Genomic DNA, 25732 nt, shown 5'->3' with positions numbered 1-25732 from the left:
TTCATTGCCAGGCCCGACATTGTAAGATGCACACCCGCTACGCGTTGAGCGGTTGACTCGCTTGCAATCCAGGAATTCCGTAATGACCCAATCTCAGCGTTTGAAATACTCCATCCTGATCTCCCTGGTGGTTCTGGGCGTCATGCTGGGCCTGTCCTACCTGCAAAATGCCGGGGTGATCACCGAGCAATTGTTTCAGTACCTCGCGATCGGCGTGGCGATTCTCGTCGTCGTCCTGAATGGGATCATGCGCCGCAAGGTCAAGCCCTGAGCACCCGCCCGCGACCTGCAACGCATGGTCATGGATGACAAGGTGTACCTGGCCAATCGGATAGGCGTCGAGTACCACGAGAAGCTCCGATGGCATGACCGCCGGAGCTTTTTTTCAGCTTTTTTGCGCGGGCGTGATTTGATTGATCAGGGTGTTGCCCTGGGTGTCTTGCGTCAGGTAAATCGGCAACACCCTGGGCAGGGTGCTGACCAGGCGCTTGATGTCGGCTGTGTTGTAGTAACCTTGACCCGGCCATCGGCCGCCTGGACAACGAACGGGTGCTGGCCGTCATGCTCGACGCGGAAAAACGCCTCACCCTTTTTCAGGGTGACCCGGCGCTCATGCTTGTAGTTGCTGTAGACCAGTTGTGTACCCAGGTTCAGTTCGACATGGCTACCGTCGTCCAGAATCACCCGGCTGATCGTGTTGGTGCTCTCGAAGCGCTCATAGGCATTGGGCAACCAGCCCTGGTTCCAGCCGGTCCAGGCCGCCAGTGGCAGGGCCAGCAGGCTGATGGCCGCAGCGACGCCGTAGGTGCGCCAGTGCCGTGGGCGCCGGGCGACCGGAGCACGCAGGGGCAAGACCTGGGCTGTTTCGGGCCTGGGCAAATGATCGGCGGTTTGCCAGATGTCCCGCATGGCCTCGTACTCGAGGGCATGCAGAGGGTCGGCATCGAGCCATTGTTCGAAAGCCACCCTTTCGCTCGCCGTGCAATCCTCGGCATGCAAGCGCATGCACCACTGTGCAGCGGCATCGGTGATGGCGTCGTGGTCGGCTTCGGAAGGGCGTGGCTCGCTCATTGACTCTCCTGGTTTTGCCAAGTCTAACCTTCCAGCGCAGTGCGCGAGAACAGCGTTTGCTGGCAATCACGCATCAATGCTGAAGTTTGTTTTGGCTAGAGTGCTTCAAATGCAGGAGATTGATCGTAAATCTTCGAATGGAGCGCACAATCCCGACTGACTCAACGCACCCACTGCCCCGGCCAGCCGACAATGTTTTTCGGCCGCGGCTTGGCGTACGTCCGCACCTTGGAGGTCGAAAGCCCCAGCCGCACCAAGGACTCAGCCAGGGTTACCGCCGCCGTCACGCCATCGACCACCGGCACCCCGGTGCGCTGGCGGATCTGTTCGTCGAGCCCGGCCATGCCGCCGCAGCCCAGGCAAATGACTTCCGCCTTGTCCTGGCTCACCGCCAACTCCGCCTGGCTGACAATCGCCTCGACCGCCCGTTGCGGATCTTCTTCCAGTTCCAGCACCGCCAGGCCACTGGCGCGCACCGACGCGCAACGCTCATAAAGCCCGGCCAGCTTCAGCCGGTCTTCGATCAGCGGCACAGTGCGGTCCAGCGTTGTCACCACCGAATAGGCATGGCCCAGCAGCATGGCCAGGCTTGCCGCCGCTTCGGTGATGTCCACCACCGGCACGTCGAGCAACTCCTGCAGGCCCTCGCGGCCATGTTCGCCGTAGCCGGCCTGGATCACCGCGTCATAGGGCTGGTCGTAGGACAGCACCCGCTCCATGACGGCGATGGCGGCCAGGTAACTCTCGAAATTGCCTTCCACCGACTCGGCGCCGAAGCGTGGTGTCAGCCCGACGATTTCAGTGCCGGGCGCTGCGACCAGGCGCGCCTGTTCGGCGATGGCGTGGGTAATCGATTCGGTGGTGTTGACGTTGACGACCAGAATGCGCATGGGAAATCCTCGTTAGGGGTGAAGCAGGGCACTGCTGGCCCTGCGCAAGATTCAATGACTGGCGTTGGCCACGGCGATCGACTCGCCGTCGACTTCCTCGAAGGCGCGGCGCCGGTCGGCGATAAGTAAATAGACAAAACCTGCGATTGCCGCACCGAACAACCAGGAGAACGGTGAGACCGGTTCGAAGTGCGGCACCAGGGCCAGGACAATGGCGATCACCGCCGCCGGGATGAATGCCGCGACTGCCCGCAGGTTCACGCCGCGGCTGTAGTAATAGGCTCCCTGCGGATCCTCGGTGTAGAGCTGTGGCACGTTGACCCGGCCTTTGCGCACCAGCCAGTAGTCGACCATGATCACGCCGTACAACGGGCCGAGCAGGGCGCCCAGGCCGGAAAGGAAATACACGATCACCAGAGGGCTGTTATAGAGGTTCCACGGCAGGATCAGTACCGCCAGGGCGGCGCTGATCATCCCGGCGCGACGGAAGTTCAGGTAGCGCGGCGCCAGGTTGCTGAGCACGAAGGCCGGGGCGACGAAGTTGGCCATGATGTTCACCGCCACGGTGACAATCAGAAACGCCAGGCAGCCCAGGCATAGCAACAGGGTGTTGGGGATCGAGCGAATGATGTCGGTGGGGCTTTCGATGATGCGCCCGTCGATCGAGAACTGCGCGCCGCACAGCAGCACGGTGATAGCGGCGAACACCAGGATATTGACCGGCAGGCCCCAGAAGTTGCCGATGCGGATGGTCTTGCGGCACGGCGAGGAGCGGGCGAAGTCGCAGAAGTTGAGGATCAGCGTGCCGTAGATGGCCAGCCACAGTGCGCCACCGGCGAAGATGTTGCGCCACATCTCGGCACCGGTCAGCGGTTCGCGAATCGACCAGGCGATATTTCCGTCGACCTTGAAGTACATCCAGGCCGCCAAGGCCGCCACCGTGAACAGGATCACCGGGCCGGCGAAGCCCTCGTAGCGCCGGACCATCTCCATCCCGTAGGCGAGAATCACCAGCTGCACCAGCCAGATGCTGACGAAACACACCCAGCCCAGGCTCGACAGCCCGAGTATCGCATTCTGGTCATAGGCCGCCAGGCTCGGTGCCAGTGCCGTCAACAACACCCGCAGCACCACCGAGGCCAGGTAGGTCTGGATCCCGAACCAGGCGATGGCAATCACCGCCCGTATCAGCGCCGGAATCTGCGCGCCATGAATTCCGAAACTGATGCGACTCATCACCGGGAAGGGCACTCCGGTCTTCTGGCCCATGTAACCGGAGAGGTTCATGAACAGGTAGACCAGCAGCGCGCCGATGGCCAGCGACAGCACGATCTGCCAGCCACCCAGGCCCAGCGCATACAGGCCGATGGCGAACGAATAATTGGCGATGTTATGGACGTCGTTGGTCCACAGGGCGAAGAGGCTGTAGTAGCCCCAGCGTCGACCCTCGGCCTGGGTGGGCGCCAGGTCGCTGTTGTGCAGGCGCGGACTCAGCGGCAGGTCGCCGCAGGAGCGCGATGAGGAACGCGGTGCCGCGACGGGCACCTCCAGGGCAATCGATTGTGCGGGGCTTTGGCTCATGCGGACAGGCTCCTGGCGCGCTGTTGATGACGGCGCTGTTTTTGTTGTGTGCAAAAAGTGTATACAAAACCTGTGACGAATAAAGCCAGTTCCATGCCATATTTCTGCTGATTTTTCGGTTCTTCGATTTTAAACTGTCATCCTCTGCTCATAAGTTGTTGATTTTAAATGCTTAAAAATTGATCGTTCGATCAGGTTTATTTTTCTGTAAAATCTATCGTGCACCAAAATGGTGCTTAATCGAAGAAATGAGTGCTACGGTTGTGCACAAAAAAGTCACAAATGGTGACGTTTTTGTGTGCACTTTTGGTTCTGGGGTGCGGGTCTTGACAGCGGACTTCACCGGCATGGTTAATCGAGGGGTTAAACCTGGTGCCCGTGAATTAATCAAACAATGGAGCTTCAGATGTCCGCACCTGTTCACACCGCTGAAGGCGGTGCAAGCGAAACCCTGTCTTTCGAGGATCTGGTCCGGCTGCTGCGGCAGATATTCCTGCGCCATGGCACCTCCAACGAAGTGGCCGACGTGCTCTCGCACAACTGCGCCACCGCGCAGCGCGATGGCGCCCACAGTCATGGCACCTTCCGCATTCCCGGGTATCTCTCGTCGCTGGCCAGTGGTTGGGTCGATGGCCAGGCGCAACCTGTGGTTGAAGACGTCGCCGCAGGCTTCGTCCGGGTCGATGCCAGAAACGGGTTTGCCCAGCCGGCGTTGGCTGCGGCGCGCCCCTTGTTGGTGGCCAAGGCCCGTGAGGCGGGCATAGCGATACTGGCGATACGCGGCTCGCATCACTTCGCCGCGCTCTGGCCGGACGTCGAACCGTTCGCCCGCGAAGGGCTGGTGGCCCTGAGCGTGGTCAACAGTATGACCTGCGTGGTGCCCCACGGTGGCCAGCGGCCGTTGTTCGGCACCAATCCGATCGCCTTTGCCGCGCCCTGCGAGGGCCACGATCCGCTGGTATTCGACATGGCGACCAGCGCATTGGCCCATGGTGATGTGCAGATCGCTGCACGCCAGGGGGTCAAGGTACCGCCGGGCACGGGCGTCGACCGCCATGGCCAGCCGACCGATGACCCGAAAGCGATTCTCGATGGCGGTGCCTTGTTGCCTTTTGGCGGGCACAAGGGCTCGGCATTGTCGATGATGGTCGAATTGTTGTCGGCGGCGTTGACCGGCGGGAATTTTTCGTTCGAGTTCGACTGGTCGAAACACCCAGGGGCCCAGACGCCCTGGACCGGGCAGTTGATTATCCTGATCGACCCGACCAAGGGCGAGACCGGCAAGGGCTTCGCCGTGCGCAGTCGCGAACTGGTCGAGCAGATGCATGTGGCCGGGCAGACGCGGTTGTCCGGCGATCGACGTTACCGGGAACGGGCCAGGGTCGAGAAGGAAGGTATCAGCCTGCCGGCTGAAGAGCTGGCGCGGTTGCGGGAGTTGGCGGGCGCGTAGCGGCCGCGACAATCTCAAATTTTCAAAACTGCAGTGCCGAAAGCCCAAACAGTTGCGGCCGCATGCATTACCGGTTTCGTAGGGTGCCTGCCAAGGCCCTTCGCTTGCCAGCGATGAGGCCCTGCCAGGCGACGGAAATTCCCGGACCTATGAACGCCGCCCCAACAACAACCCCACCACCACCCCGACCCCGGCCGAAATCACCACGGTCTGCCATGGATGGCCGCCAATATAATCCTGCGTGGCGTCCACCACCGGCCGGGCCCGCCCACGCACGCGGTTCACGGCTTCGCGCGCCTGCCTGAGTTTGATCCCGACCTGCTTGCGCAGGGTTTCACCTTCTTCGCCGACCAGTGCGGCGCTGTCCTTGAGCAGTTTTTCCGAATCTTCGATCAGTGCCTGCAGATCACTGAAAACCTGGTCCTTGATTTGATCTTCGACAGCTTGCTCGACGGATTTGCGGGCCATTGCCAGTCTCCTGATGATTGTGAAGGGCATTGATCAATGGATAGCTGATGGCGTGGAAAGTTGCAGGGGCTATCCGATCAAGGGTGATTCCGAGAAATGGCTGACTACAGTGTAAGATAGCGCCCATTTTCAAGCGGCAGGAATTACCAATGAGCTTCAATCTGGCCAACAAGACCCTCGCCGAGCGAGCGCTGATCGAAGACGAGAAGTCGCGTCTGTTCGATCTATGGCAATCCAACCTCGGCAAGGCCAAGGGCGAAGCCGCCCGCCTGATCGGCGAGAAATCCAAGCGCAAGGGCAAGTGGGCCGAGTGGGTGCGCTCGGAACTGGACGGCATGTCGCCGCCCGAGTACGCCAACATGGTGCGCAGCGAAGTCAATCGCCTGATGGCGGCGGCCAAGTAACACTCAAGCGAAACAGGCGCTGATCGCTTCCTGCACCTTCAGCACCGCAGGGTCGGCGCCAGGCCCCGGCCCGTACGCACGAACAGCGGCTCACCACTCGTTCATGGTCCCGTCGGCTATGGTCCCGGTCAGGTACCTCGTCAGCGCTGTAGTATGTTGCTCGAACTCATCACGCAGGCGGGCGGCCTCATCGATGAAGTCGCCTTCGGGCATGTGTTGCTCCGACCACTCCAGCCTGTGGTCCAGGTCAGTGCGCAGCGCCGCAAACCGGCCGGCATAGCGTTGGCGCAACCGATCGACCCAGTAACCATGGACATACTCATCCTGATGATTCAATGCCAGGATGGCATCGAGCCCCTCCTGTGAACGCCCGGTGAGGTTCAGCAGGTGGTTGCGTAACTGCTCGAGCCACGCCGGGGTCAACAGCGGGATGTCACGCTCGGCAGCTTCGGTGAACACCGGCTCATCAATGGTCGGCGCCTGGGGCAGATCGATCGCCGGGTCCCTGGCCAGCTGCTGCAACGACCATTGGCGCAATGCTTCGAACGACTCTTCCGAAGCTTCAGGAAATAGCCTGTCCAAGGCAAAGGAAACCTCGTCTACCCGGACGCGATTGACCACCACCGCGAGCAACTGCTCGGTTTGTTCGCGAGGTGCGAGTGCTGCCAGAGCGTGGGCGACGTCCGCCTCTGTTTCGAGTTCGAATATTCTGCTGCCAGGATGCGCCAGGATTCGCTGCTGGCCCGCCGGGCTGCTGTCCATCCACTCCAGCAGGCGCCAGACGCGCCGTCGGGTTGCCTGCGGTGCAACGTTATAGGCTCCGAGCTGGTAGACGTCTCTCAGATCCCGGATAAACTGCAGCGGGGCGGCCACGCGCAGACGCTGCCAGGCCGCGCGCTGCACGTCGCCGGCATGCTCGAGCAACGCATCGTAATCGGTCTGCGCCACCAGCAGGTCGACCCGATGACTGGCGTAATAGTGCTCGATACGCAACCGTGTGGCCGCCGTGAAGTTATTGCGCTCCAGTCGCAGGGCCTGGCCAACGGCTTCGGGGACGAGGAAATCGTCGGGTAGTTCGGTGAACACGTTAGCCGACAGATCGATCAACACCGGCGCCCGCAGAGTGTGCAGCCCCGTCGGCAACTCTGGCAGGACGCACTCGGACAAATCAACGCCCTCAAGGCCCGGCAGGGCGGTCAGGTCGGGCGCGGTCAGCAGCGGATTGCCGGACAGGCCCAGGGTTCGCAGGTTCCGATAACCGTCAAGCGTCGCCTGTGCGTTGCCATCCCAGGTAATGCGGTTGTTCGACAGGTCCATCAGTAGCAGGTGCTCGCTGTTCAGGCCGGTGGGAATTCTGCCAACCCGGCAATCGCACAGGGACAGGCGTTCCACGTTCTGAAAGTGACGAATGAACGCGTGGGGCAATTCCGTCAATTGCCTGTTTTCGTCCATCGACAGCTCGCGTACATGATCGAAAGACGCCTGCAGTTGGGGAAACTCGTCAAGGTCGGACGTTGTCAGGTCCAGGCTGTCCAGGTTCAGTTGCACCGACGTGCTGCCATCGGCCAGTTCACGAATTGAGTCGCACTGCCAGGCCTCGATGATGAAGTCCCGTGCCATGCGCCGTCGCGCGTCGCCGCCGGCCCAGCGGGCCAGGTCCCTGCGCACGCCGCCGAGCTGGTTTTCCAGTGCCCTGAGTTCAAGGTTTGGCAGCATGCCTTCTACGGCCCAGTGGTCGAGCGTTGCCTGAGCCTGGGCGTCGGTCGCCGAGGGATAGAGCCGCCGGTAGCGCACGAGCGAGGAGGGAGCCTGGGGGGCGGCCGCGGGGTAACCGATCGGTCGATCGCTTCCGCCGAGCAGGCGCCCTTGTTCGGGCCAGCCGCGGGTGTGGCCCGACCAGAGCCATTGGGGCGCCTCGTTTCGAAACCGTTCGGCCACGTTCAGCACACGATCCTTGAGCTGTGCGCTGGCTTGGAGGTCGAGGCTGAGGGCCTTACGCTGTGCAGCGGGTAAAGCAGCGAGGATGGCTTGGAACAGGTCATTGTCGGCAGGCGTTGCCGACAGTTGCTGCAAAGGTGTGCTGCCTTCAAAGGCACAATAGCCTTCAGCGGACTTGACGAGAACCCGGCGCTGCGGGGCCGAGGCCAGGCCCACGCGCTCCAGCAGCGGCCCCTGCGGCCCACCTCGGCGCAACTCCAGGCATACCTCGCCTGGCCAGCCGTCGAGACGGCCCAGGCAGGCGAGCGCCAGGCGGTCGCTGTCATCAAGGGCCAGCGCGGGCAGGTACAGCCCTTCGTATACCCCATCTAGCAGCGTCACGTCGCTCTGGTCGGGGGCAAGGTCGGCTTTCCATAAGCGTTTGCTGCCATTGGGCAGCGTGACGACATCGAGCTTTTTGAGAAAGCTGGCAGCCTTGGCAATCGCCACGCCCCCGCCAATGATCGCGACATTAAGCGCCACCGACTTCAAGTGGGCCATGGCCGTATCGATATCGCCGTCTTCCCAGGCTTCTACCCCGTCGTACACTTCCTTGAGCAGTTGCACGGCGACCACCGCCAGCATCACTTCACCCAGGCCGGGAACAAACATGGCCGCCACATTCAGGAAGTTCAGCCCCGCGCTTTCCCAGTAATCGAGGCGGGCCTGGCGAGCCTTTTCATCGGCGTCGGCGGTGGGCACTGCCAGCGCCCTGGCTTCTTGCTTGATTCTGGCCAGGTGCCGGTCCTGCAGATAACCGAACAGTTCCTGTTCGATCGGCGTTTCGCGCAGGTGCAGGTCGGCGTCTGGTGCAAGTGTCCAGGTCGTGTCCTCGGCTTGGGAAGCGTCCGCGGCGAGATTGCGTTTGAGCACACTGAAGAAGTGGTCGTGCTGGTCGCGAGGAACAAAGCGCTGGAAGCTCTCCCGGTACTCGGCCATGCACAGGTTGGTTTTGAGGTGGGTTTGCAACGCCTGTAGCGAAGCGAATTCTTCCAGTGGCGCGCCGACAACGCCGGGCATGTACGCCACCACCGGGTGTGGTTCATCGTTGCGTGATTGCGGGGCGATCAGCAGGATGTCATGCAGGGGGACACCGAACAGACTCAGCTGGCTGCAGCGCGCCGGCTGGCCGTCGAGCAGTGTCAGTAACCTGTCCTGCGTGCGACCGCTGATGCGATGGCGCATCAGTGCAATATGCGTGTCGACTCGCAACTGGTCCTTGTAGGCGTCGATGGACAGGGCATGCACCTGGGCCCGAGTCGTTGGCGATTCATACACCGCCGCCAGATGTCCCTGATATTGCCCGCCAAGGTCCAGTTCGCGGCACAGCGTGGCGAAGGCCGCTGGCGTGAGCGGCAGGTGTTCTCCAGCCTCGGGCGTGCGCAGCAGGTAACTGGTGGGATCGAAATGAACGTCATCGCCAAAGTTCAGCAATGCCGCTTGCAGCAGGCTCTGCGGCTGGCCGTTGACCAATACCCTTTGCCCTCGACCGTAATACTTGATGTAGACCGGCATCAATTGGGCCTTGTCGACGCTCAGGCCTAACTCGAATTCTGTCTGAAGGTGTGCCTTGAGCCGTGGCTCGGCAAACTCGACCAAGCCTTGCAAATTCTTGAGCGCCTGAGCCAGGACCAGGCGCGAACGGCGGCTGCGGGCCTGGCTGGCGAGTACGGTTTCGCGCAGGTCGGGTGGGGCATTGGCGAACCAGTCGGCCTGTTCCTGGGGGGTGCCCTGGTGGGGTACCTGGCTTTGGTGCAGGCGGTTCAAGTCCTTGGCGCTGGCATGTTTGAGCCAGCCGGGGAGATGTTGCTGGATGAAGGCCTGGTGGATATTTTCGCTTTCGCTTGTGCGTTCGGTACTCGACATGGGTGAGCTCCTGTTGGGGGGAAGCCAACAGGGAAGGCGATTGTCGATTCAATGAGGTGGTATTTACGTCGGCAATTTGTATCTGCAGATTTAAACTCTGGTGGGGCTGCGGTCCTGGGAATTACCCTACGAATTCTGTTGCCTGTTAGTAACTTGCCCGGGGGAAGGTCTTCACACTAGTCTCGCTCGGTCACTGAATGTTCGGTGATCGGGTTTGGCGACCCGGCAAAAATGATACTGACAGAACGCTTCCATCTTTAATGGTAGCTGTGTGCGGGAGGGTTTCGGCCCTGCCGGGTTTCTCCAGTGTCTTCCCGGTTCGCCAACCCGCACATGGCTGCCACCCATTCGTTTGGCGACGGTGCAGTGGTAGCTCCCATCAAGACCTGGAGTTCACTATGAAAAAGATCGTCCCCGATCCTCCCACCTCCCACCTCGACGAAACCGCCGAAACCTTGTTCGGCGCCTGCGATGGCCACGCCCCACTGTTCACCGTCCGCCCTGGCATCAGCGCCGAAGACGCGCTGGTGCATGCTGCGCTTTACCTGAGATGCGCCAGCGATACCGGCCAGCAGGCCCTTGAATACACGGCCGAGGCCGGGCGAGGGTTTGCCTGGGCTACCTTGCATTCGGTGCAGATGGCCAAGGGGTTGATTGATGCGGTGTTGGATGGGATTGAGAGTCGGAATTTGAAAGAGGGTTGACGGTTTTTTGGGGCTGCTTTGCAGCCCATCGCTGGCAAGCCAGCTCCCACAAAGGTATGAGGTCCGACACGGACCAATGTGGGAGCTGGCTTGCCAGCGATGGGGCCAGCATGGTCCCAAAACCCGATCCGCAGACGCATTCGGTCTATTCTTAAGGCTTCGGCTTGGCAACCACACAGAGTCGGGCCCCTCCTATGTGTAATGCCCTGAAAATAACGCTCTGCGTCCTGTGCATACTGCTGCTCCACCAGAGCCCGAGGTTGCTTTGGGCCGCTGATAGTCCAGGTGCGGCGCCCCGGTACGAAAGTGCGACCCTGTCGGCAAACGAGCTGAAAAGTCTGCAGGCACGACTGGATGATCTCAAGCGACAAGTTTCGGTCACGACCAATTACAACCAGCTGATCGGGCTCCAGGATGCGGTCCATCAATTCATCAGTGATGTAAATACCAAAGTCACCTTGCTGCTTCCCGAGCAGGCCCAGTTGCAAGCGCAGCTGAACGTACTGGGGCCGCCACCCGCTGTCGGGGCGGCGGCGGAAGAGGGGGCTATCGCGCTACAGCGAGCGGAGTTGAGCGGTCGAAAGGCCCAGTTGGATAACGACTTGAAACAACTGACGGGGATCAAGGAGGGTGCCGCCAATCTTACCCTGCAGCTGGCCAGTATCCGCCGCAACCAACTGGAGTCCGAATTGGTGCTGCGCACCGGGAGTATTCTGGGGCCCCGGTTCTGGTCACCGTTGTTCGATCCGTTCGAGGTGGACAAGCAGCGCCTGAAGGCGTTCCGCGAGCAGGCCAGGCCAGCCATGCAAGCGGCGTGGCTGCCGGGTCAGCGGGCCATGTCCGCGGCACTGCTGCTGTTGGCCCTGGCGGTGTGGAGCCTGGGGCGCCGATTGGCTGAGCGAATGTTGACCTGGTGCTGTATCCACTGGCTACCCGAAGGGCGACTGCGGCGCAGTTCACTGGCGATCACCACAACGTTGGCCACCGTGTTGACCACGGCCTTTGCACTGCAACTGGTGTTTTATATCCCGGCCCGGCTGCAGCCCTTGCCGCCGATAATGCTCAGTTACATGGACGAAATCGAGAAGGTGGCGTTCATCTGCGTCATGATTACCGGCTTGAGCCGGGCCTTGTTGTGTACACGGCATCCCTCGTGGCGCTTGCCCGCCATTGCCGACCCTGTCGCACTGGCGATCAAACCGTATCCGCGGATATTGGCCGGTGTGCTCATGGTATTGGGCTCACTGGTCCAGCTGAGCGCTGTCACCGACATGAGTACGCAGGTCGTCATCTTCGGACGTGGCGTGGTCGGCCTGGCCGCAACGCTGATCATCGGTGCGTTGCTGTTGCGCACCAATCACATAAGAAGGGCGCTGGCGGCCAGTGGTGAAGCCCCTGAAGCCGGGACTACCTTTGCGGGGCTGATGTACGCCGGCGCGAGTATTGTCACTGTGGTTTCAGTGTTTTGCCTGTTGATCGGCTATACAACGCTCGCACGCTTTCTGACTTACGAACTGGTCTGGATTTTCATCGTAGTGGCGAGTTTCTATCTGCTGTCGAAACTGGTCAAAGATAGCTGCGATAACATTTTTTCTCCGAGGAACCCGAGCGGAAAAGCCCTCAAACAACTGCTGGGCATTGGCGACGAGCGCCTGGAGCAGGCTGCGACAGCGGGGTCGAGGGCGATATCCGGCGGATCAACGTGCGGGCCACGGAAATTCAGCTCAGTGATCGTTCGATCGTCATCGTCCCCAACTCCCAGCTGATTTCGCAGAACCTGCGCAACGTGACCCTGGGGGGAAGTGCTCAAGGCGTGGCGACACTCGAACTGATGTTTCCATTGGACATCGATCCGGAACAGGTCCGCAGCCTTCTGCTCGATGCCTATACCGAGCACGAAACCATTCTCGAAAAACCCGCGCCTTCGGTTCGCTTCAGCCAACTGACGCCCGATGGCATCACGCTGACCATCACCGGTTATGTCAGCAGCCCCAGAATCGTCAGCACGACCAAGAGCGAGCTGCTGTTTGAAATCCTCAAGCGCTTGAGTGCTGCCGGCATTGCGTTGGCCAGCCCAAAACCAAAGGCTTGAGACCCACGGGTTTTACAAAGCTGCCTGAACCAACGCAAAAAAGCCCGACATGCGAATTGCTGCCGGGCTTTTGCTTCCGGGGACGGGATCAGCCGTCAATGTGCTTCTGGAAAAAACCGGCCACCCATTCGGCGATTGGCGTTGCGTCCACGGGTAATTGGCTTATTGAATCCAGCGCGTTGGCCGACACGAGATCCGGCAGCAACCCGCCGCGGAATTTTTCAGCGAGCGCTTGAACATATTCAGCGGTGAACTCCGGGTGATACTGGACTGAAATGGCCGGGAACGAATAAGCGAACACACCGTTTTCACAATGGGCCGAGCCGCCGATGCGTGTGGCTTCGGGCGGGATTTTGTTCACCTGGTCCTGATGGAAGACGTAGGCGGCATTTTCCGCTGGCAAGGTGTGCGTGTCATGCTCATAACGCTGCGAGCCCACCCCCCAGCCCTTGCTGGATTTTGCGTTCAGCCCCCCATAGGCATCCGCCATGAGCTGATGCCCGAAGCAGATGCCGAAAACCGGGATGCGTTCCTGGCGCAATTGCTGAAGGAACGCGATCAAGCCGACCATCCAGGGGCTGCGTTCGTAGGTGCTGTATTTGGAGCCGGACAGGATGTAACCATCGAATTCGGCAGGCGAGGGCAGCTTGTCTCCCGAGACCGGAGACAGGTAGGTAAATGCTGCCTGGGGCAGAAAAGGGGCCAGCCACTTTTCAATCATCATCGGGTAAGAGCCGAATCGATCGATCAAGTCGTCGGGCGTCCTGCCGTTTTCCAGGATGCAAATTCGAATGCGCTTAGCGGACATCATGCACCTCAGTTGATTGCTGCATCACTGATTTGATCGGCGGTGAGATCCAGGCACTTGCGCGCCTTGTCCACCAGCTCGTCGATTTCCACCTTGCTGATCACCAGCGGCGGCGAAATGATCATGGTATCGCCAACGGCGCGCATGATCAGGCCATTATCGAAACAGTGGCCGCGGCAGATCATGCCGACGCCTTGCCCCTCGAAGCGCTCGCGGGTCTGCTTGTTTTTCACCAGTTCGATGGCGCCGAGCATGCCGACACCACGGACCTCGCCCACCAGTGGATGATCCGCCAGCTCACGCAGACGTTTCTGCAAGTATGGCGCTGTTTCTGCACGCACGCGCTCGACAATCTCCTCTTCGCGCAGGATGCGGATGTTTTCCAGGCCCACGGCGGCGGCTACCGGGTGGCCGGAGTAGGTGAAACCGTGGTTGAAGTCGCCCCCTTCGTTGAGCACCTCGACCACGGTGTCACGTACGATCACACCTCCCATCGGGATGTAACCGCTGGTCAATCCCTTGGCGATGGTCATCAGGTCCGGTTTCAAATCGTAGTAGTCGCTACCGAACCACTCACCGGTGCGGCCGAAACCACAAATCACCTCATCGGCCACGAACAGGATGTCGTACCTGGCCAGGATCTCCTTGACCTTCGGCCAATAGGTGTCCGGTGGAATGATCACGCCGCCGGCGCCCTGGATCGGCTCGGCAATGAACGCCGCGACATTGTCTTCGCCAACTTCGAGAATCTTCTTCTCCAGCTGCTCGGCCGCCCACACCCCAAACTCGTCCGGGGTCATGTCGCCGCCTTCGCCGAACCAGTATGGCTGCGGGATGTGCACGATGCCCGGGATGGGCAGGTCGCCCTGCTCATGCATGCCGACCATGCCGCCCAGGCTGGCGCCGGCCACGGTGGAGCCGTGATAGCCGTTGATGCGGCCGATGATGACTTTCTTCTGCGGCTTGCCCTTGAGCTTCCAGTAATGACGAACCATGCGCAGCACGGTGTCGTTGCCTTCGGAACCGGAGCCGGTGAAGAACACATGGTTCATGCCGGCCGGCGCCAGCTCGGCAATCGCCTTGGCCAGTTCCAGCACCGGTGGGTGCGCGGTCATGAAGAAGGTGTTGTAGAACGGCAGTTCTTTCATCTGCCTGCTGGCGGCCTGCACCAACTCGTCGCGGCCGTAGCCGACCGCCACGCACCAGAGGCCGGCCATGCCGTCGAGGATCTTGTTGCCCTCGCTGTCCCAGATATAAACCCCGTCGGCCTTGGTAATAATCCGTGGCCCCTTGGCCTTCAGCTGGTTGTAGTCGCTGAAGGGCGCCAAGTGGTGATCATTGCTCAGGGTTTGCCAATGGAGGGTCTGCGGGTTGCTGACGGGCTTGCTCATATCTGATTCCCTAGATTTTTTGTAGGCATTATTCAAGCGCGCATGAAATTATGCGCATATAATTTCATGAAAAATTATCATTTAAATTTCACGTGCGCAACACTGCGGGAGAATGTTTCGTGCCAGGCGGGGGGACGGGGGTCGATACCCCAGCACAATCCTTGTACTGGGGTATCGGTATTGAGCATTGAGGGCCGTGCGTTCTACTTCTTGTGCAGCGTCCATGCATCGGCAAACGGCGCAGTGCCTTTGTCATACGGCTTGAACACGGCCATGTAAAACAACCCCAGGGCAATGACGACTGAAGCCGTGAGCACAATGCCGTAGTTGCTGTACCAAGGGGCATCAGGCGTGCGCGGCCAGGACATGTTTGCGACCGCCAACAAGCCGTAGACCAGCGCCAGGATGTTCACGATCCAGCCCCATCTCCCCAGGGTGAACTGGCCTGCCGGTTTCCAGCCGCGTACGCGGGCGAACAATGCCCCGCCCACAATCATCTGGAATGACAGGTAGATACCGATTGCGGCAAAACTGACGATGATCGCGATAGCGTTCTCCAGGAAGAACCCTGCACAAACAATGAGGGCAGGGATCACGCCGCAGGTGATCAGTGCGGCGGTGGGAACCCGCGTGGTGGGCGAAAGGCGCTTGAGCAGCGCGCTACCCATCATCATTTCGTCGCGTGCAAACGAGTAGAGCAGCCGACTGGCCGCAGCCTGCAAGCTCAGAACACAGGACACGAAGGACACGGTGATGACGGCCGTCACGATTTGCCACCCGGTTGGCCCGAACGCATTGGCCATGATGGTCGACATGGGGTCTGCGTCTTCGCCGGAGATGACCTTGGCGATATCCGGAACGGCCAGAATCAGCGCCAGGGCAGCAAAGATCGCGGCGCCACCACCGATATAGATGGTCATGCGCATGGCCTTGGGAATGCGCTTGCTCGGGTTTGGCGTTTCTTCGGCAACATCGCCGCAGGCCTCGAACCCGTAGTAGAGGAACATGCCGGCGAGCGAGGCGGTGAGGAACGCTGGCCAGTAATTGCCATCGATACTGATGTCGAAGGTATCGAACAGGACCGAGAAGGGCTGGTGACGTTCGAAGATCAGCAGGTAGCCGCCGATGACAATGGCACCGAGCAACTCACAGATAAAGCCGAACATCGCGACCTTGGCCAACAGCTTGGTCCCGCTCAGGTTGAGTACGGTAGCCAGGGCGGTGAGTGCCAAAGCGATCAGCGTATTGGTGACGGGACTGGCCTCGAAGCCGAGCATGGCGGCGATATAGGGGCCTGCACCCAGCGATACGGCGGCAATGGTCACGCACAGCGAGCAGGAATAAATCCAGCCCACCATCCAGGCCCAACGCTTGCCAACCAACCGGCGAGCCCAGGGATAGACACCACCGGAAATCGGGAACTGGGAAACGACTTCGCAGAAGATCAGGCACACCAGCATCTGCCCGATACCGACCAGCAGATACGACCAGAACATGGGTGGGCCGCCGGCGGCCAGACAAAGGCCGAACAGCGTATAAACCCCAACCACCGGGGAGAGGTAGGTGAAGCCCAGCGCAAAGTTTTCCCAGAGGCTCATACTGCGTTCGAAGTTTGACGTGTAGCCAAGCGCCTTCAGCTGAGCGGCATCGCTGTCAGCAACAGAAAATTCAGAACTGTTCATGTTGTTATCCTGAGGACAGTGTCCTGTAGGCAGTTTTTATTTTTGGTCTGAGAGCCTGTTGCTGCTTTATAGCTTGATCCAGGTCGCTTTCAGCTCGGTGTACTTGTCGAACGCATGCAGCGACTTGTCGCGACCGTTGCCCGATTGCTTGAAGCCGCCGAACGGTGCGGTCATGTCGCCGCCGTCGTACTGGTTGATCCAGACGCTGCCGGCCCGCAGGGCCTTGGCGGTCAGGTGGCCCTTGGAGAGGTCGGCGGTCCACACGGCCGCGGCCAGCCCGTAGGGGGTGTCGTTGGCGATGGCGATGGCTTCTTCCACGGTGTCGAAGGTGATCACCGACAGCACCGGGCCAAAGATCTCTTCCTGGGCGATCTTCATGGCATTGCTGACGCCGTCGAAAATCGTTGGTTCGACATAGGTGCCACCGGTTTCCTGCAGGGTGCGCTTGCCGCCTACCAGCAGCTTGGCGCCATCGTTTTGACCGGCCTCGATGTACGACAGCACGCTGTTCATCTGCTGGGTATCGACCAGCGCACCGACGTTGGTTGCCGGGTCCAGCGGGTTGCCCGGCTTCCAGCCCTTGAGCGCCTCGAGCACCATCGGCAGGAACTTGTCCTTGATCGAACGTTCCACCAGCAGACGCGAGCCGGCGGTGCAGACTTCGCCCTGGTTGAAGGCAATCGCGCCGGCCGCCGACTCGGCCGCCACCTGCAGATCCGCCGCATCGGCGAAGACGATGTTCGGGCTCTTGCCGCCGGCTTCCAGCCAGACGCGCTTCATGTTCGACTCACCGGCATAGATCATCAGCTGCTTGGCGATTTTGGTCGAGCCGGTGAACACCAGGGTATCGACGTCCATGTGCAGGGCCAGGGCCTTGCCGACGGTGTGGCCATAGCCTGGCAGCACGTTCAGCACGCCCGCCGGAATGCCGGCCTCGACGGCCAGCTGGGCAATGCGGATGGCGGTCAGCGGGGATTTTTCCGAAGGCTTGAGGATCACCGAGTTACCGGTCGACAGCGCCGGGCCCAGCTTCCAGCAGGCCATCATCAGCGGGAAGTTCCACGGCACGATGGCGGCGACCACGCCGACCGGCTCGCGCGTGACCAGGCCGAGCTGGTCATGCGGGGTGGCGGCGACTTCGTCGTAAATCTTGTCGATGGCCTCGCCGCTCCAGCTCAGCGCTTGCGCGGCGCCCGGGACGTCGATGGTCAGCGAGTCGATGATGGGCTTGCCCATGTCCAGGGTTTCCAGCAGCGCCAGTTCCTCGGCGTTGGCCGCCAGCAGCTCGGCAAAACGAATCATGACCTGCTTTCTGTCCGCCGGCGCCATGCGCGACCAGACACCTGAATCGAACGTGGCGCGAGCGACTTGCACCGCGCGATCGGCGTCCGCGGCCGAGCAACTGGCAACTTTGGTCAGCAGCCGGCCATCGACCGGGCTGATGCAATCAAAGGTTTGCCCCTCGATAGCGTGGGTGTAATCCCCTGCGATAAAGGCTCGTCCCTCTATCTTCAGCGCCTGAGCCCGAGTTTCCCATGTGTTTGGCGATGGATTCATGCTGTGCAATTCCTCTGTGTCGAAGGTTTTATTAAACATATGAAACCATATCTTATGGTTTGATCCCTGCCAAACAGGTAGTCGTTTTTATCTGAAAACGACATTCGAACTGTTTTATTTCATTTTCATGGCGCTTTTTTGTTGAATGTGCGTGCCGATATGGCTACAAGAAAGCTAGTTCCATATTTTATGCGGCGAGTAGATGACTCAACTGAATAAAGTGAACCGCCTTTCCCTGCTGCAGGTCAGCCAGGAGGGCAAGCCCGAGGAAGTGGCGCGCCGACTGATCGAAGTCATCGAGCTGGGGTTGATTGGCGAGGGGGAGCAATTACCCAGCGAGAGCGATCTGGCTACCCGCTTCGGTGTGGCCACCGTGACCCTGCGCGATGCCCTGGCGATTCTGCGCGAGCGCGGTGTAGTCGCTACCCGGCGTGGCAGAAACGGCGGCAGTTTCGTTTGCGCCCCGGTGGCAGTCTCCGATGATTTCCTCAAGGCCAGACTGTGCGCGATGAGCTCGTTGGAGCTTCGAGACCTGTGCGACGAACAGATCGCTGTTTCGGCAACCGCCGCCAGTTTGGCGGCAAGCCGGTCCTCCAGCGCGCAACACCAACGGCTGGAACACTTCGTTGCGGCACTGCAGGACGCGACCACTCGAAGCGAACTTCGCCGGGCTGATGCCCGATTTCATATAGAGGTCGCCGTTGCCGCTCAATCCGTGCGCTTGACCCACGCCGAAATGCGACTGCAGGCCGAAATGGGCGAACTGCAATGGATCTCCATGACCGATGCGCAGAAAACCACAGTCATTGCTGAACATCGGGCCATTCTGCAGGCTGTGACGGCCGGCGAATCCAATCTGGCCAGCGCCCTGGCACAAGCACATGTCAAAGAGGGCATAAAGCGCCTGATGGATTTGCGCTTCGAATTGCTTGGGCTGCAAGAGAGCACATTGTCATGATTACAACAGAACAACATGAAGAGCTTCGCCAGTGCACCCAGCGATTGGAAGCCATTTTCTGCAAGGTGTTCGAGCAACTCAATACGCTGGCCGAAGACGTGGTCACTGTCTGGAACGCACTTGACGCTGAAGGCAGAAAGCCGACATCCAAAGACCTGGCTTTTTTGCAGGCGACGATCGAAGAACGACTGTCGCAGGATGACAACTATATTCATGGGACCGGTGTGGTACTGGAACCCGGCGAGCTCGCCGACCAAGAGCTGTTCATCGAATGGTTCTACCGCCCCTCAAGCGGGAAAATCGCCCCCATGATGTTGAATTTCAACCGTCAGAGCGAAAGCTTTTACAACTATCAGGGCATGCCCTGGTTCACTCGTCCGAAGCTGACGGGCGAGGCGTCGGTAGAAGGGCCTTTCGTGGATCTCTACGGGACCGAACTCTACATTCTGGCGTTCTCCGTCCCCATCTTCGCCGGCGGGCATTTTGTCGGCGTTGCCGCGGCCGATATTGCCCTGCACGAATTTGATCAGCTGCTCACCCGTTGCCTGCTGCGGATGAAGAACGAGGCGTTCATCATCAATGGCGAAGGCCGGATCGTCGCGGCCAATTCGGCCAACTGGTTCGTTGGCAATATGGCCAGCCGGCCCATTACTTACAAAGGTGCCGCCGCGAAAGTGCACAAGCTTGAACCGTTATCGATCGAGTGGTCCCTGGTTGAATTGCCTGTCCCGCGACAGGCAGCGACGCCCTAGTTTTTCCACCTCACCCACAACAGCAATAATCGAAGAGGAAATACCATGCACCGTTTATCGATACGCCTGGCCAGCCTTCTTGTCTTTCTTTTGTTCGCCCAGTTTTCGGTTGCAGCGGATAAACAAGCCACCCTGGACGTCATCAACGCTTACATGAGCGCCTGGAACAAACACGACCCGGAGGCGGCTGCGCAATATTTTGCCGAAGACGGGGAGTTTCTCGACGCGTCCGTCGGGGTTCCTCAGGTCGGCAGGGAAACGGCCAAGGATAAAGTCATCAAGCTCTTTATCGATGCGGTGCCTGACCTGAAATGGCAGATGGTGGGCGAGCCTGTCGTGGAGGGCGACAACATTGCCTTCGAATGGCAGTTCGATGGCCGCAACACCGGCGCCTGGGGGCCTGATACCCCGGCGACCAACAAGCCCTTGTCTTTCAAAGGCGTCAGCTTCATTCGTTTGAAGGACGGCAAGATCGCCAGCCAGCACGATTACTACGATGCGCTGGGTTTCAACAAACAGCTGGGCTGGTAACGGCTCAGTCGGCGATCTCGTCAAGGAGGCGGATCGCCGAGACGGGGTAGCCCGAGAAGCTGGTGATGTCCTTGGCCGGGATGTCATTGGCCTCACAAAAAGCCCGGTAGCGCTACACGATATACTTGCTTGCAGTCCTCAGCTTTGCAGGAGAGTCCGATGAACACTCTATCAACGCTAGCGGCGTGCCTCGTGTTACTGGGCGCCAGTGCCCAGGGGCACGCCCAGACGGTCGTACCTACGAAAGGCCAGAGTCCTCAGCAGGTTCAGCAGGATATCAACGATTGCCACAACGTGGCCGCAAGCAGTGCCACACCCACTACTTCAAGCACGCCCCAGGCGGGAGGACGGCTCCGGGGGGCAGCCGCTGGTGCCGCCGCCGGCGCCGTCGGGGCAGAGGTTCGCGGGCGCCAGCATGAGCAATTGTATGATCAGGTGGATGACTCCGTGAAACAGGAGTACCGGCAAAATCAGGCCCAACAGACCGCAGCAGCCGGTGCGGCCGTGGGTGGCGTGCGCCAGCGTCAAGAGCGTCGTCAGGATCGCCGTGAGCAGCAGAGCAACCAGGCTGCTGCCAGTTCGACCGCGTACACAAGTTGCTTGCAAGGGCGTGGCTATAGCGTTACCCCTTGAGCGCAGGGGCGGGGCGCCGCCTGCATCGCAGGCGCTGCCGGTGGTCGTTGCATTTCGCTCGTCACCGGCGTTTGGCTAAGCTGAACAAATGACGTGACAAGTGGCTCTCTTCGGCCCGAATCGGGAACTCCCAAAGGAGATTGATATGTATGCGGTCACAAGAACCTACTCAGGTGCTGGAGCAAAGCAGCTTTTCGATGTTCTGGAAGAGCACAAGGCCGACGTCGAAGCTGCCCTGCGCAAAGTGTCTGGCCTGGTAAGCTACACACTGCTGTCTACCGGTAATGGCGGTATGTCGGTGACTGTTTGCGCAGACAAGACCGGTACCGATGAGAGCGTGAAAGTCGCGCGCGACTGGATTCAGAAAAATGCCTCGAATATCCACGCGAACCCGCCGCTCATCACGGAAGGTTCGGTCATGGTGCAGATCAATTAGCGCTATCACCCCTGGCGCTGAGCTACCCAGTAGTCATGCAAGGCGCAGGCAGCCGGTTCGATCGCTTCTACGCGCTGACGATGTTGCGCCACATCCAGATCCGCCGGGAGTTCGAAGTTGTCTTGTTCGGCGCAGAAGGCAATCACCTGCAGTTTCGCGGCCTGGGGCGCTGGCAGCTCGGGCCAGTTGCCCACGGCGACGCCACGCAGGTAACCAAAGCACCACTCTTCAGCCAGGGTGAGTGTCTGGCCCTGGTGTTCGGTCTGTTCGAACCGTGCCTTGAAGGCCTGCACATTAGTGGCCAGCTGGGTGGCCAGTGCGTTCATGTGGCGCACACTGAGTTCTATGAACCGTTTACCTTCATCAGGGCTATCCCAATCCGGGTTCTGCCCGCCCCAGATGGCCGGGAACCATTCGGCGATGTCCACCTGCACAGGGCCGGAAACCAGCGCGGTGAAGTAACCGTCGAGCTCTGAGAGATTGAGCACCGAGTGATCGTCGCCGTATTTCAGCAGGATGTCTTCGATAAACTCGGCGTCGGTGGCATCAAGAGGTTGATATTGCATGGGAAAGTTCCTTCGCTCGCCGGGCGCAGCACAGTGAGCTGTGCTTGAAAAAGGCGTGGAGGATGGCGCGTCCGGAGGTTTTTATCCAGCCTCGGCAATTTTATTTCGCAGGCTGACCGACGTTCACGGAATCAATGGCTGGGCCGGACCCTGTAGCCGCTGCCGTTAGGCTGCGCTGGGGCCGCAAGGCCCCCAGCAATCTTACCGGCGCAGGCGTAGGGCATCTTCAGCCGACGTCCTGCTCGGCCTGGCGGGTGAACCATTGCATGATCAGCGAGCACGCCGGATGAGATGCGGCTGAGGGTTGCAGGCAAAGCGAATAGATCCCTCTTGTCTTCAAGGGGTGGCCGAAGGGGACGACGAGCACTCCGCGTTCGATGGACTCCTCTGCCAGGGTCATGTCTGTCACGGCCACCCCCAGACCTCGCGCCGCTGCATCAAGTGCCAACTCGTCGAGGTTGAAAGGTATGTGCCGGTAGTCCTCCAGTGACTTGCCGCCATTGGCTGCCAACCAATCAATCCAGGCTTGCTTGTCTGCCGAACGATGGAGCAGCGCGAAGCGTACAAGATCCTCTACCGACGCCAGTGGCTGGGTTGAACTGGCAAGGCCAGGGGCGCACACCGGAACCAGTGCTTCCTCGAACAAGGTCAGGCAATCAGGAGCGCTTGACGGCTCCGGCAGATAGAGGATGTAGGCGTCGCTGTCGCTGGCCGGCTCGACGATCTCAGTCGCGACGGTTTCGATCGACAAGGCAATTTCCGGGTGACGCCGGTAAAAGTCGCTCAACTTGGGCAGCAACCAGCGAACCGCCAGCGATACATGCATGCGTATACGAAAAGGGCGCTTCTGGGGAGAGAGCCGATCCTCGAGATTCTTCAATTGCTCCAGGATACTCCGGGCGCTGCCAAGCACCTGTTCGCCCTCTGGGGTCAGTCGAATACTACGGCTGCTCCTCACGAACATCGGTACGCCGAAGTGACTCTCCAACTGCTGGATTTGCCGGCTCACTGCGCTTTGGGTCAGGCACAGCTTTTGCGCAGCCTGAGTGAAGCTGCCCGAATCAGCGACCTCCACCAATGCCTGCAAGGCCTGGAGAGAGGGGACGTGGCGAATTTTATCCATGCGTTTTCAGAATATCTCGATGATTTTATAACGTTGGTCGTATTACCACGGACCCTATAGATTCTAGCTCTGGCTACCGTCATCTCAAACTGCTCATGCGATTTATGCATGTATTTCTGCTTTGAACAGATGCGGCTGGCAGAACGACAGTCAAATGAGGTGACGCATGGAAAATGTATGTGGCTGGATTGCGCAAGCTGGCAACTCATCAGTTCGTGATCGCCTGAGCGGCACGCAGAAAGCCGATTGGCTGGTCATCGGTGCCGGTATCACCGGCCTTTGTGCCGCACATACGCTCGCTGAAATGCACCCTCAGGCACGCATCGTGGTCGTCGACAGACAGCGAGCCGCGCAGGGGGCTTCGGCGCGCAATTCAGGATTCGTGGTGGCTCACGAACATCCGGCCAATGATGAGCTGATTGGCAGGCAGGGGTTCGCTGATTTTGAAGTAGATACGTCGATTTCTCAGGTCGCCAATGAGGAGGTACGCCAGCGCATTGCCCGTCATGGCATTGAATGCGACTTCAGGGACTCTGGCTACTTCTTCGCCGTCAGCGACCCAGCCAAGCTGACTCATGTCGAGGCCAAGTTGGAGACGCTACGCGCCCTCGGTGCCTCTGCGCAGTTTCTGCAGGGTGAGCAGTTGATCCAAAAGCTGGGAACCCGCCATTACCAAGCCGCGATCTGGTGCGGCAATGGCAACGCACTGCTGCAACCAGCGAAATACGTGAAGGGCCTGCTGGACGCGCTGCCGGACAATGTGACCCTTTACGAAAGCACCGATATCACCGGTCTGGAACGTTTGGACAAAGGGCGTATTCGCGCTAATGGCATCGGTGCAAGCATTGAAGCAAAGCAGGTGCTGGTTTGCCTGAACGCTTTCATCCCACGCGCGGGGATAGTTGACAGCGGGACGTTCCCGATGGAACTCAGCGCCAGCCTCACGCGGCCCCTCAGCGATGAGGAGTTCCGAGCCATCGGCGGTGTTGAGCCTTGGGGCGTGCTGTCCACCCGGCCACTCGGCGCCACGGTGCGACTGACGCCGGATCGTCGAGTGATGATCCGCAACACGGCGGAATACCGCTCTCGGGATTTGTCCGACAGTGAGCTCTTGCACCGTCGAAAACACCATGTGCAAGGCTTGCAGCGACGTTTTCCGTGGTTGACCGAGCAGGATATTCAATACACCTGGACCGGTCACCTGAGCGCCTCACGCACCGGGCAACCTTATTTTGCCAAGGTTGAAGAGGGCCTGTTTGCCGTGGCCGGATGCAATGGTTCGGGCGTCGCGCGCGGCACTCTTTGGGGACGGCTGCTCGCTGAATTGGCATCGGGTGCCAGCTCGCCACTATTGCAGTCGGTCATGCACAGGGCTCAGCCCGGCTGGCTCCCGCCCCGACCATTACTCGACATCGGCGCCATGCTTCGAATGCGCGTGGAGGCGGTCAGGGCCAGAACAGAAATCTAGAAAGCCGACTATCAAAAAAGAACAAAAGAACAAAAGAACAAAAGAACAAAAGCCCCTCTAAAAAGGTGATTGAACATGCACGTCAACAACATTTCCCTGGTGGTCTTGCTCACTACGTTTTCGGCAGCCACCTACGCGGCCGAAGCCGTCAATATTTCCAACTGGAACGGCTACATCGCCGACGATACCTTGACCACTTTCACCAAGGAAACGGGGATCAAGGCGACTTACGACATTCACGACAGTAACGAAGTGCTGGAATCAAAGCTGATGACGGGTAATACCGGTTATGACGTGGTCAGCCCTTCGAACCATTTCCTGTCCAGGCTCATCAAGGCTGGGGCTATTCAGAAACTTGATAAAAGCCAGCTCCCCAACTGGAAAAACCTTGATCCGGCATTGATGAAAAAACTGGAGGTCAATGACCCGGGCAACCAGTACGGCTATCCGTACATGTGGGGCACTGCGGGTATTGGCTACAACGTTGAGAAAATCAAGGCGATATTCGGCAACACGGATGTCACCCATTCCTGGAGCCTGTTTTTTGATGAGAACAACATCAAGAAGCTGAGCGAGTGCGGCGTGGCGATTATCGATAACCCGACGCAGATCTTGCCGATCACCCTCAATTACCTGGGGCTGCCACCTCATAGCCACACGCCTGCGGATTACAAAAAAGCCGAGCAGGCATTGCTCAAGATCAGACCCTACGTCCAGTATTTCCATGCCTCCAAGTACATCAGTGATCTGGCCAATGGCAATGTCTGCGCCGTGATTGGCTTCAATGGCGACATTGTGCAAGCGGCTGCCAGCGCCAAGGAAGCCAATAACGGGATCGACATTGCCTATTCGATTCCTGACGAGGGTTCCACTTTATGGCTCGACATGGTCGTGATGCCCAAGAGCGCACCGCACGAGAAGAATGCCTACGCCTACATGAACTACCTGCTTGAGCCGAAGGTCATCGCCAACATCAGCAACAGCATCCATTACGCCAACCCCAACATTGCGGCGGATGAGTACGTCACTCCGGCCGTGAAGCAGGACCTGGCGATTTACCCGCCCAAAAGTGTAATGGACAAGTTGTTCACCGTTGAGGATCTCCCGGCCGCCATCGCACGGCTGAGTACTCGCCTGTGGACCAAGTTGAAAACCAATACATAACGAGGCGAGCTGGTGCGCCACTGCGACAGCCTGGCGGCAGCGGCATAGGATTGGCGTGCACGATCGGCGTAGCCGCTGCCGCCAGGCTGCGCTGGAGTCCCGCAGGGGCTCCCCGGCGATTTGGAGATCTTGCGCGCGCTTCGCGCGCGAGCGCAGCCTT

21 protein-coding genes and 2 pseudogenes are annotated in these 25732 nt (G+C 59.8%); 12 read left to right on the top strand and 11 right to left on the bottom strand.

The window, feature by feature from the left end:
* Nucleotides 1-82 precede the first annotated feature (82 nt).
* Complete coding sequence (locus tag NVV94_RS16980; protein ID WP_258443548.1) at nucleotides 83-271, top strand: hypothetical protein; 189 nt, start codon at nucleotides 83-85, stop codon at nucleotides 269-271.
* 227 nt (nucleotides 272-498) lie between these two features.
* On the opposite strand, the pseudogene NVV94_RS16975 reads toward NVV94_RS16980, so the two are convergent.
* The 3 genes and pseudogenes from NVV94_RS16975 to NVV94_RS16965 all read right to left on the bottom strand — a co-directional run.
* Nucleotides 499-1071 (bottom strand): annotated as a pseudogene (locus tag NVV94_RS16975) (FecR family protein); the annotation flags it as partial.
* Nucleotides 1072-1232: 161 nt separating this feature from the next.
* Entirely contained in the window at nucleotides 1233-1961 is a 729-nt protein-coding gene (locus tag NVV94_RS16970; RefSeq protein WP_258443547.1) for an aspartate/glutamate racemase family protein, read from the bottom strand.
* Nucleotides 1962-2012: 51 nt separating this feature from the next.
* Nucleotides 2013-3542 (bottom strand): NCS1 family nucleobase:cation symporter-1, encoded by a 1530-nt coding sequence (locus NVV94_RS16965; protein WP_258443546.1) that lies wholly within the window; start codon nucleotides 3540-3542, stop codon nucleotides 2013-2015.
* Nucleotides 3543-3948: 406 nt separating this feature from the next.
* Here NVV94_RS16965 and NVV94_RS16960 point away from each other — a divergent pair, with 406 nt between their 5' ends.
* Nucleotides 3949-4992, top strand: coding sequence for an Ldh family oxidoreductase (locus NVV94_RS16960; RefSeq protein ID WP_258443545.1), 1044 nt, complete (start codon nucleotides 3949-3951; stop codon nucleotides 4990-4992).
* 147 nt (nucleotides 4993-5139) lie between these two features.
* Here the strand turns inward: NVV94_RS16960 and NVV94_RS16955 are convergent, their stop codons facing one another.
* Nucleotides 5140-5460, bottom strand: coding sequence for a YqjD family protein (locus NVV94_RS16955; protein ID WP_258443544.1), 321 nt, complete (start codon nucleotides 5458-5460; stop codon nucleotides 5140-5142).
* A 149-nt stretch (nucleotides 5461-5609) separates the two neighbouring features.
* Here NVV94_RS16955 and NVV94_RS16950 point away from each other — a divergent pair, with 149 nt between their 5' ends.
* Nucleotides 5610-5864, top strand: coding sequence for a hypothetical protein (locus NVV94_RS16950; protein ID WP_258443543.1), 255 nt, complete (start codon nucleotides 5610-5612; stop codon nucleotides 5862-5864).
* A 90-nt stretch (nucleotides 5865-5954) separates the two neighbouring features.
* On the opposite strand, the gene NVV94_RS16945 is transcribed toward NVV94_RS16950, so the two are convergent.
* Nucleotides 5955-9707 (bottom strand): leucine-rich repeat domain-containing protein, encoded by a 3753-nt coding sequence (locus NVV94_RS16945; RefSeq protein WP_258443542.1) that lies wholly within the window; start codon nucleotides 9705-9707, stop codon nucleotides 5955-5957.
* A gap of 398 nt (nucleotides 9708-10105) precedes the next feature.
* On the opposite strand from NVV94_RS16945, the gene NVV94_RS16940 reads away from it, so the two are divergent.
* The gene (locus tag NVV94_RS16940) at nucleotides 10106-10411 is read left to right on the top strand and encodes a DUF3077 domain-containing protein (protein WP_258443541.1); all 306 of its coding nucleotides are present in this window, start codon (nucleotides 10106-10108) and stop codon (nucleotides 10409-10411) included.
* A gap of 194 nt (nucleotides 10412-10605) precedes the next feature.
* Nucleotides 10606-12503, top strand: a pseudogene (locus NVV94_RS16935) (DUF3772 domain-containing protein).
* Nucleotides 12504-12591: 88 nt separating this feature from the next.
* Here the strand turns inward: NVV94_RS16935 and NVV94_RS16930 are convergent.
* From NVV94_RS16930 to NVV94_RS16915, 4 genes are all read right to left on the bottom strand, one after another.
* Nucleotides 12592-13314, bottom strand: a complete 723-nt coding sequence (locus NVV94_RS16930) for a type 1 glutamine amidotransferase (RefSeq protein WP_258443540.1) — start codon at nucleotides 13312-13314, stop codon at nucleotides 12592-12594.
* Between the two features lie 5 nt (nucleotides 13315-13319).
* A complete protein-coding gene (locus NVV94_RS16925; protein ID WP_258443539.1) occupies nucleotides 13320-14702 on the bottom strand; it encodes an aspartate aminotransferase family protein in 1383 nt (460 codons plus the stop codon).
* Nucleotides 14703-14905: 203 nt separating this feature from the next.
* Nucleotides 14906-16384, bottom strand: a complete 1479-nt coding sequence (locus NVV94_RS16920) for an APC family permease (protein ID WP_258443538.1) — start codon at nucleotides 16382-16384, stop codon at nucleotides 14906-14908.
* Between the two features lie 66 nt (nucleotides 16385-16450).
* Nucleotides 16451-17941 carry an aldehyde dehydrogenase gene (locus NVV94_RS16915; protein ID WP_258443536.1) on the bottom strand — a complete coding sequence of 497 codons (1491 nt, stop codon included), beginning with the start codon at nucleotides 17939-17941 and terminating at the stop codon, nucleotides 16451-16453.
* Nucleotides 17942-18143: 202 nt separating this feature from the next.
* Here NVV94_RS16915 and NVV94_RS16910 point away from each other — a divergent pair, with 202 nt between their 5' ends.
* From NVV94_RS16910 to NVV94_RS16890, 5 genes are all read left to right on the top strand, one after another.
* Nucleotides 18144-18899, top strand: a complete 756-nt coding sequence (locus NVV94_RS16910; RefSeq protein WP_258443535.1) for a FadR/GntR family transcriptional regulator — start codon at nucleotides 18144-18146, stop codon at nucleotides 18897-18899.
* Nucleotides 18900-18943: 44 nt separating this feature from the next.
* Nucleotides 18944-19651: a cache domain-containing protein gene (locus tag NVV94_RS16905; protein ID WP_258443534.1), complete on the top strand. Its 708-nt coding sequence runs from the start codon at nucleotides 18944-18946 to the stop codon at nucleotides 19649-19651.
* Nucleotides 19652-19696: 45 nt separating this feature from the next.
* On the top strand, nucleotides 19697-20182 hold the full coding sequence (locus NVV94_RS16900) for an ester cyclase (protein ID WP_258443533.1): 486 nt from the start codon (nucleotides 19697-19699) through the stop codon (nucleotides 20180-20182).
* A gap of 159 nt (nucleotides 20183-20341) precedes the next feature.
* A complete protein-coding gene (locus NVV94_RS16895) occupies nucleotides 20342-20815 on the top strand; it encodes a YMGG-like glycine zipper-containing protein (RefSeq protein ID WP_258443532.1) in 474 nt (157 codons plus the stop codon).
* A 145-nt stretch (nucleotides 20816-20960) separates the two neighbouring features.
* Nucleotides 20961-21251, top strand: coding sequence for a hypothetical protein (locus NVV94_RS16890; RefSeq protein WP_258443531.1), 291 nt, complete (start codon nucleotides 20961-20963; stop codon nucleotides 21249-21251).
* Nucleotides 21252-21256: 5 nt separating this feature from the next.
* Here the strand turns inward: NVV94_RS16890 and NVV94_RS16885 are convergent, their stop codons facing one another.
* Both NVV94_RS16885 and NVV94_RS16880 read right to left on the bottom strand, forming a co-directional pair.
* Nucleotides 21257-21817 carry a UPF0149 family protein gene (locus NVV94_RS16885; protein WP_258443530.1) on the bottom strand — a complete coding sequence of 187 codons (561 nt, stop codon included), beginning with the start codon at nucleotides 21815-21817 and terminating at the stop codon, nucleotides 21257-21259.
* Nucleotides 21818-22043: 226 nt separating this feature from the next.
* Entirely contained in the window at nucleotides 22044-22940 is an 897-nt protein-coding gene (locus NVV94_RS16880; protein ID WP_258443529.1) for a LysR substrate-binding domain-containing protein, read from the bottom strand.
* A 166-nt stretch (nucleotides 22941-23106) separates the two neighbouring features.
* Between NVV94_RS16880 and NVV94_RS16875 the strand changes: the two genes are divergently transcribed.
* On the top strand, nucleotides 23107-24408 hold the full coding sequence (locus NVV94_RS16875; RefSeq protein ID WP_258443528.1) for an FAD-binding oxidoreductase: 1302 nt from the start codon (nucleotides 23107-23109) through the stop codon (nucleotides 24406-24408).
* 75 nt (nucleotides 24409-24483) lie between these two features.
* Nucleotides 24484-25572, top strand: a complete 1089-nt coding sequence (locus tag NVV94_RS16870) for a polyamine ABC transporter substrate-binding protein (protein ID WP_258443527.1) — start codon at nucleotides 24484-24486, stop codon at nucleotides 25570-25572.
* Nucleotides 25573-25732: the final 160 nt, after the last annotated feature.

The sequence above is a fragment of the Pseudomonas sp. LS1212 genome (genome assembly GCF_024741815.1).
GTDB lineage: Bacteria > Pseudomonadota > Gammaproteobacteria > Pseudomonadales > Pseudomonadaceae > Aquipseudomonas.
Note: the sequence above shows the minus strand (reverse complement) of the source record. Positions and strands in the feature narration are given on the sequence as shown.

What these genes read in the sequence shown, in the direction of transcription:
- NVV94_RS16980 (WP_258443548.1), top strand. Translation starts at nt 83, where the DNA reads ATGACCCAATCTCAGCGTTTGAAATACTCCATCCTGATCTCCCTGGTG.
- NVV94_RS16970 (WP_258443547.1), bottom strand. Translation starts at nt 1,961, where the DNA reads ATGCGCATTCTGGTCGTCAACGTCAACACCACCGAATCGATTACCCAC.
- NVV94_RS16965 (WP_258443546.1), bottom strand. Translation starts at nt 3,542, where the DNA reads ATGAGCCAAAGCCCCGCACAATCGATTGCCCTGGAGGTGCCCGTCGCG.
- NVV94_RS16960 (WP_258443545.1), top strand. Translation starts at nt 3,949, where the DNA reads ATGTCCGCACCTGTTCACACCGCTGAAGGCGGTGCAAGCGAAACCCTG.
- NVV94_RS16955 (WP_258443544.1), bottom strand. Translation starts at nt 5,460, where the DNA reads ATGGCCCGCAAATCCGTCGAGCAAGCTGTCGAAGATCAAATCAAGGAC.
- NVV94_RS16950 (WP_258443543.1), top strand. Translation starts at nt 5,610, where the DNA reads ATGAGCTTCAATCTGGCCAACAAGACCCTCGCCGAGCGAGCGCTGATC.
- NVV94_RS16945 (WP_258443542.1), bottom strand. Translation starts at nt 9,707, where the DNA reads ATGTCGAGTACCGAACGCACAAGCGAAAGCGAAAATATCCACCAGGCC.
- NVV94_RS16940 (WP_258443541.1), top strand. Translation starts at nt 10,106, where the DNA reads ATGAAAAAGATCGTCCCCGATCCTCCCACCTCCCACCTCGACGAAACC.
- NVV94_RS16930 (WP_258443540.1), bottom strand. Translation starts at nt 13,314, where the DNA reads ATGATGTCCGCTAAGCGCATTCGAATTTGCATCCTGGAAAACGGCAGG.
- NVV94_RS16925 (WP_258443539.1), bottom strand. Translation starts at nt 14,702, where the DNA reads ATGAGCAAGCCCGTCAGCAACCCGCAGACCCTCCATTGGCAAACCCTG.
- NVV94_RS16920 (WP_258443538.1), bottom strand. Translation starts at nt 16,384, where the DNA reads ATGAACAGTTCTGAATTTTCTGTTGCTGACAGCGATGCCGCTCAGCTG.
- NVV94_RS16915 (WP_258443536.1), bottom strand. Translation starts at nt 17,941, where the DNA reads ATGAATCCATCGCCAAACACATGGGAAACTCGGGCTCAGGCGCTGAAG.
- NVV94_RS16910 (WP_258443535.1), top strand. Translation starts at nt 18,144, where the DNA reads ATGACTCAACTGAATAAAGTGAACCGCCTTTCCCTGCTGCAGGTCAGC.
- NVV94_RS16900 (WP_258443533.1), top strand. Translation starts at nt 19,697, where the DNA reads ATGCACCGTTTATCGATACGCCTGGCCAGCCTTCTTGTCTTTCTTTTG.
- NVV94_RS16895 (WP_258443532.1), top strand. Translation starts at nt 20,342, where the DNA reads ATGAACACTCTATCAACGCTAGCGGCGTGCCTCGTGTTACTGGGCGCC.
- NVV94_RS16890 (WP_258443531.1), top strand. Translation starts at nt 20,961, where the DNA reads ATGTATGCGGTCACAAGAACCTACTCAGGTGCTGGAGCAAAGCAGCTT.
- NVV94_RS16885 (WP_258443530.1), bottom strand. Translation starts at nt 21,817, where the DNA reads ATGCAATATCAACCTCTTGATGCCACCGACGCCGAGTTTATCGAAGAC.
- NVV94_RS16880 (WP_258443529.1), bottom strand. Translation starts at nt 22,940, where the DNA reads ATGGATAAAATTCGCCACGTCCCCTCTCTCCAGGCCTTGCAGGCATTG.
- NVV94_RS16875 (WP_258443528.1), top strand. Translation starts at nt 23,107, where the DNA reads ATGGAAAATGTATGTGGCTGGATTGCGCAAGCTGGCAACTCATCAGTT.
- NVV94_RS16870 (WP_258443527.1), top strand. Translation starts at nt 24,484, where the DNA reads ATGCACGTCAACAACATTTCCCTGGTGGTCTTGCTCACTACGTTTTCG.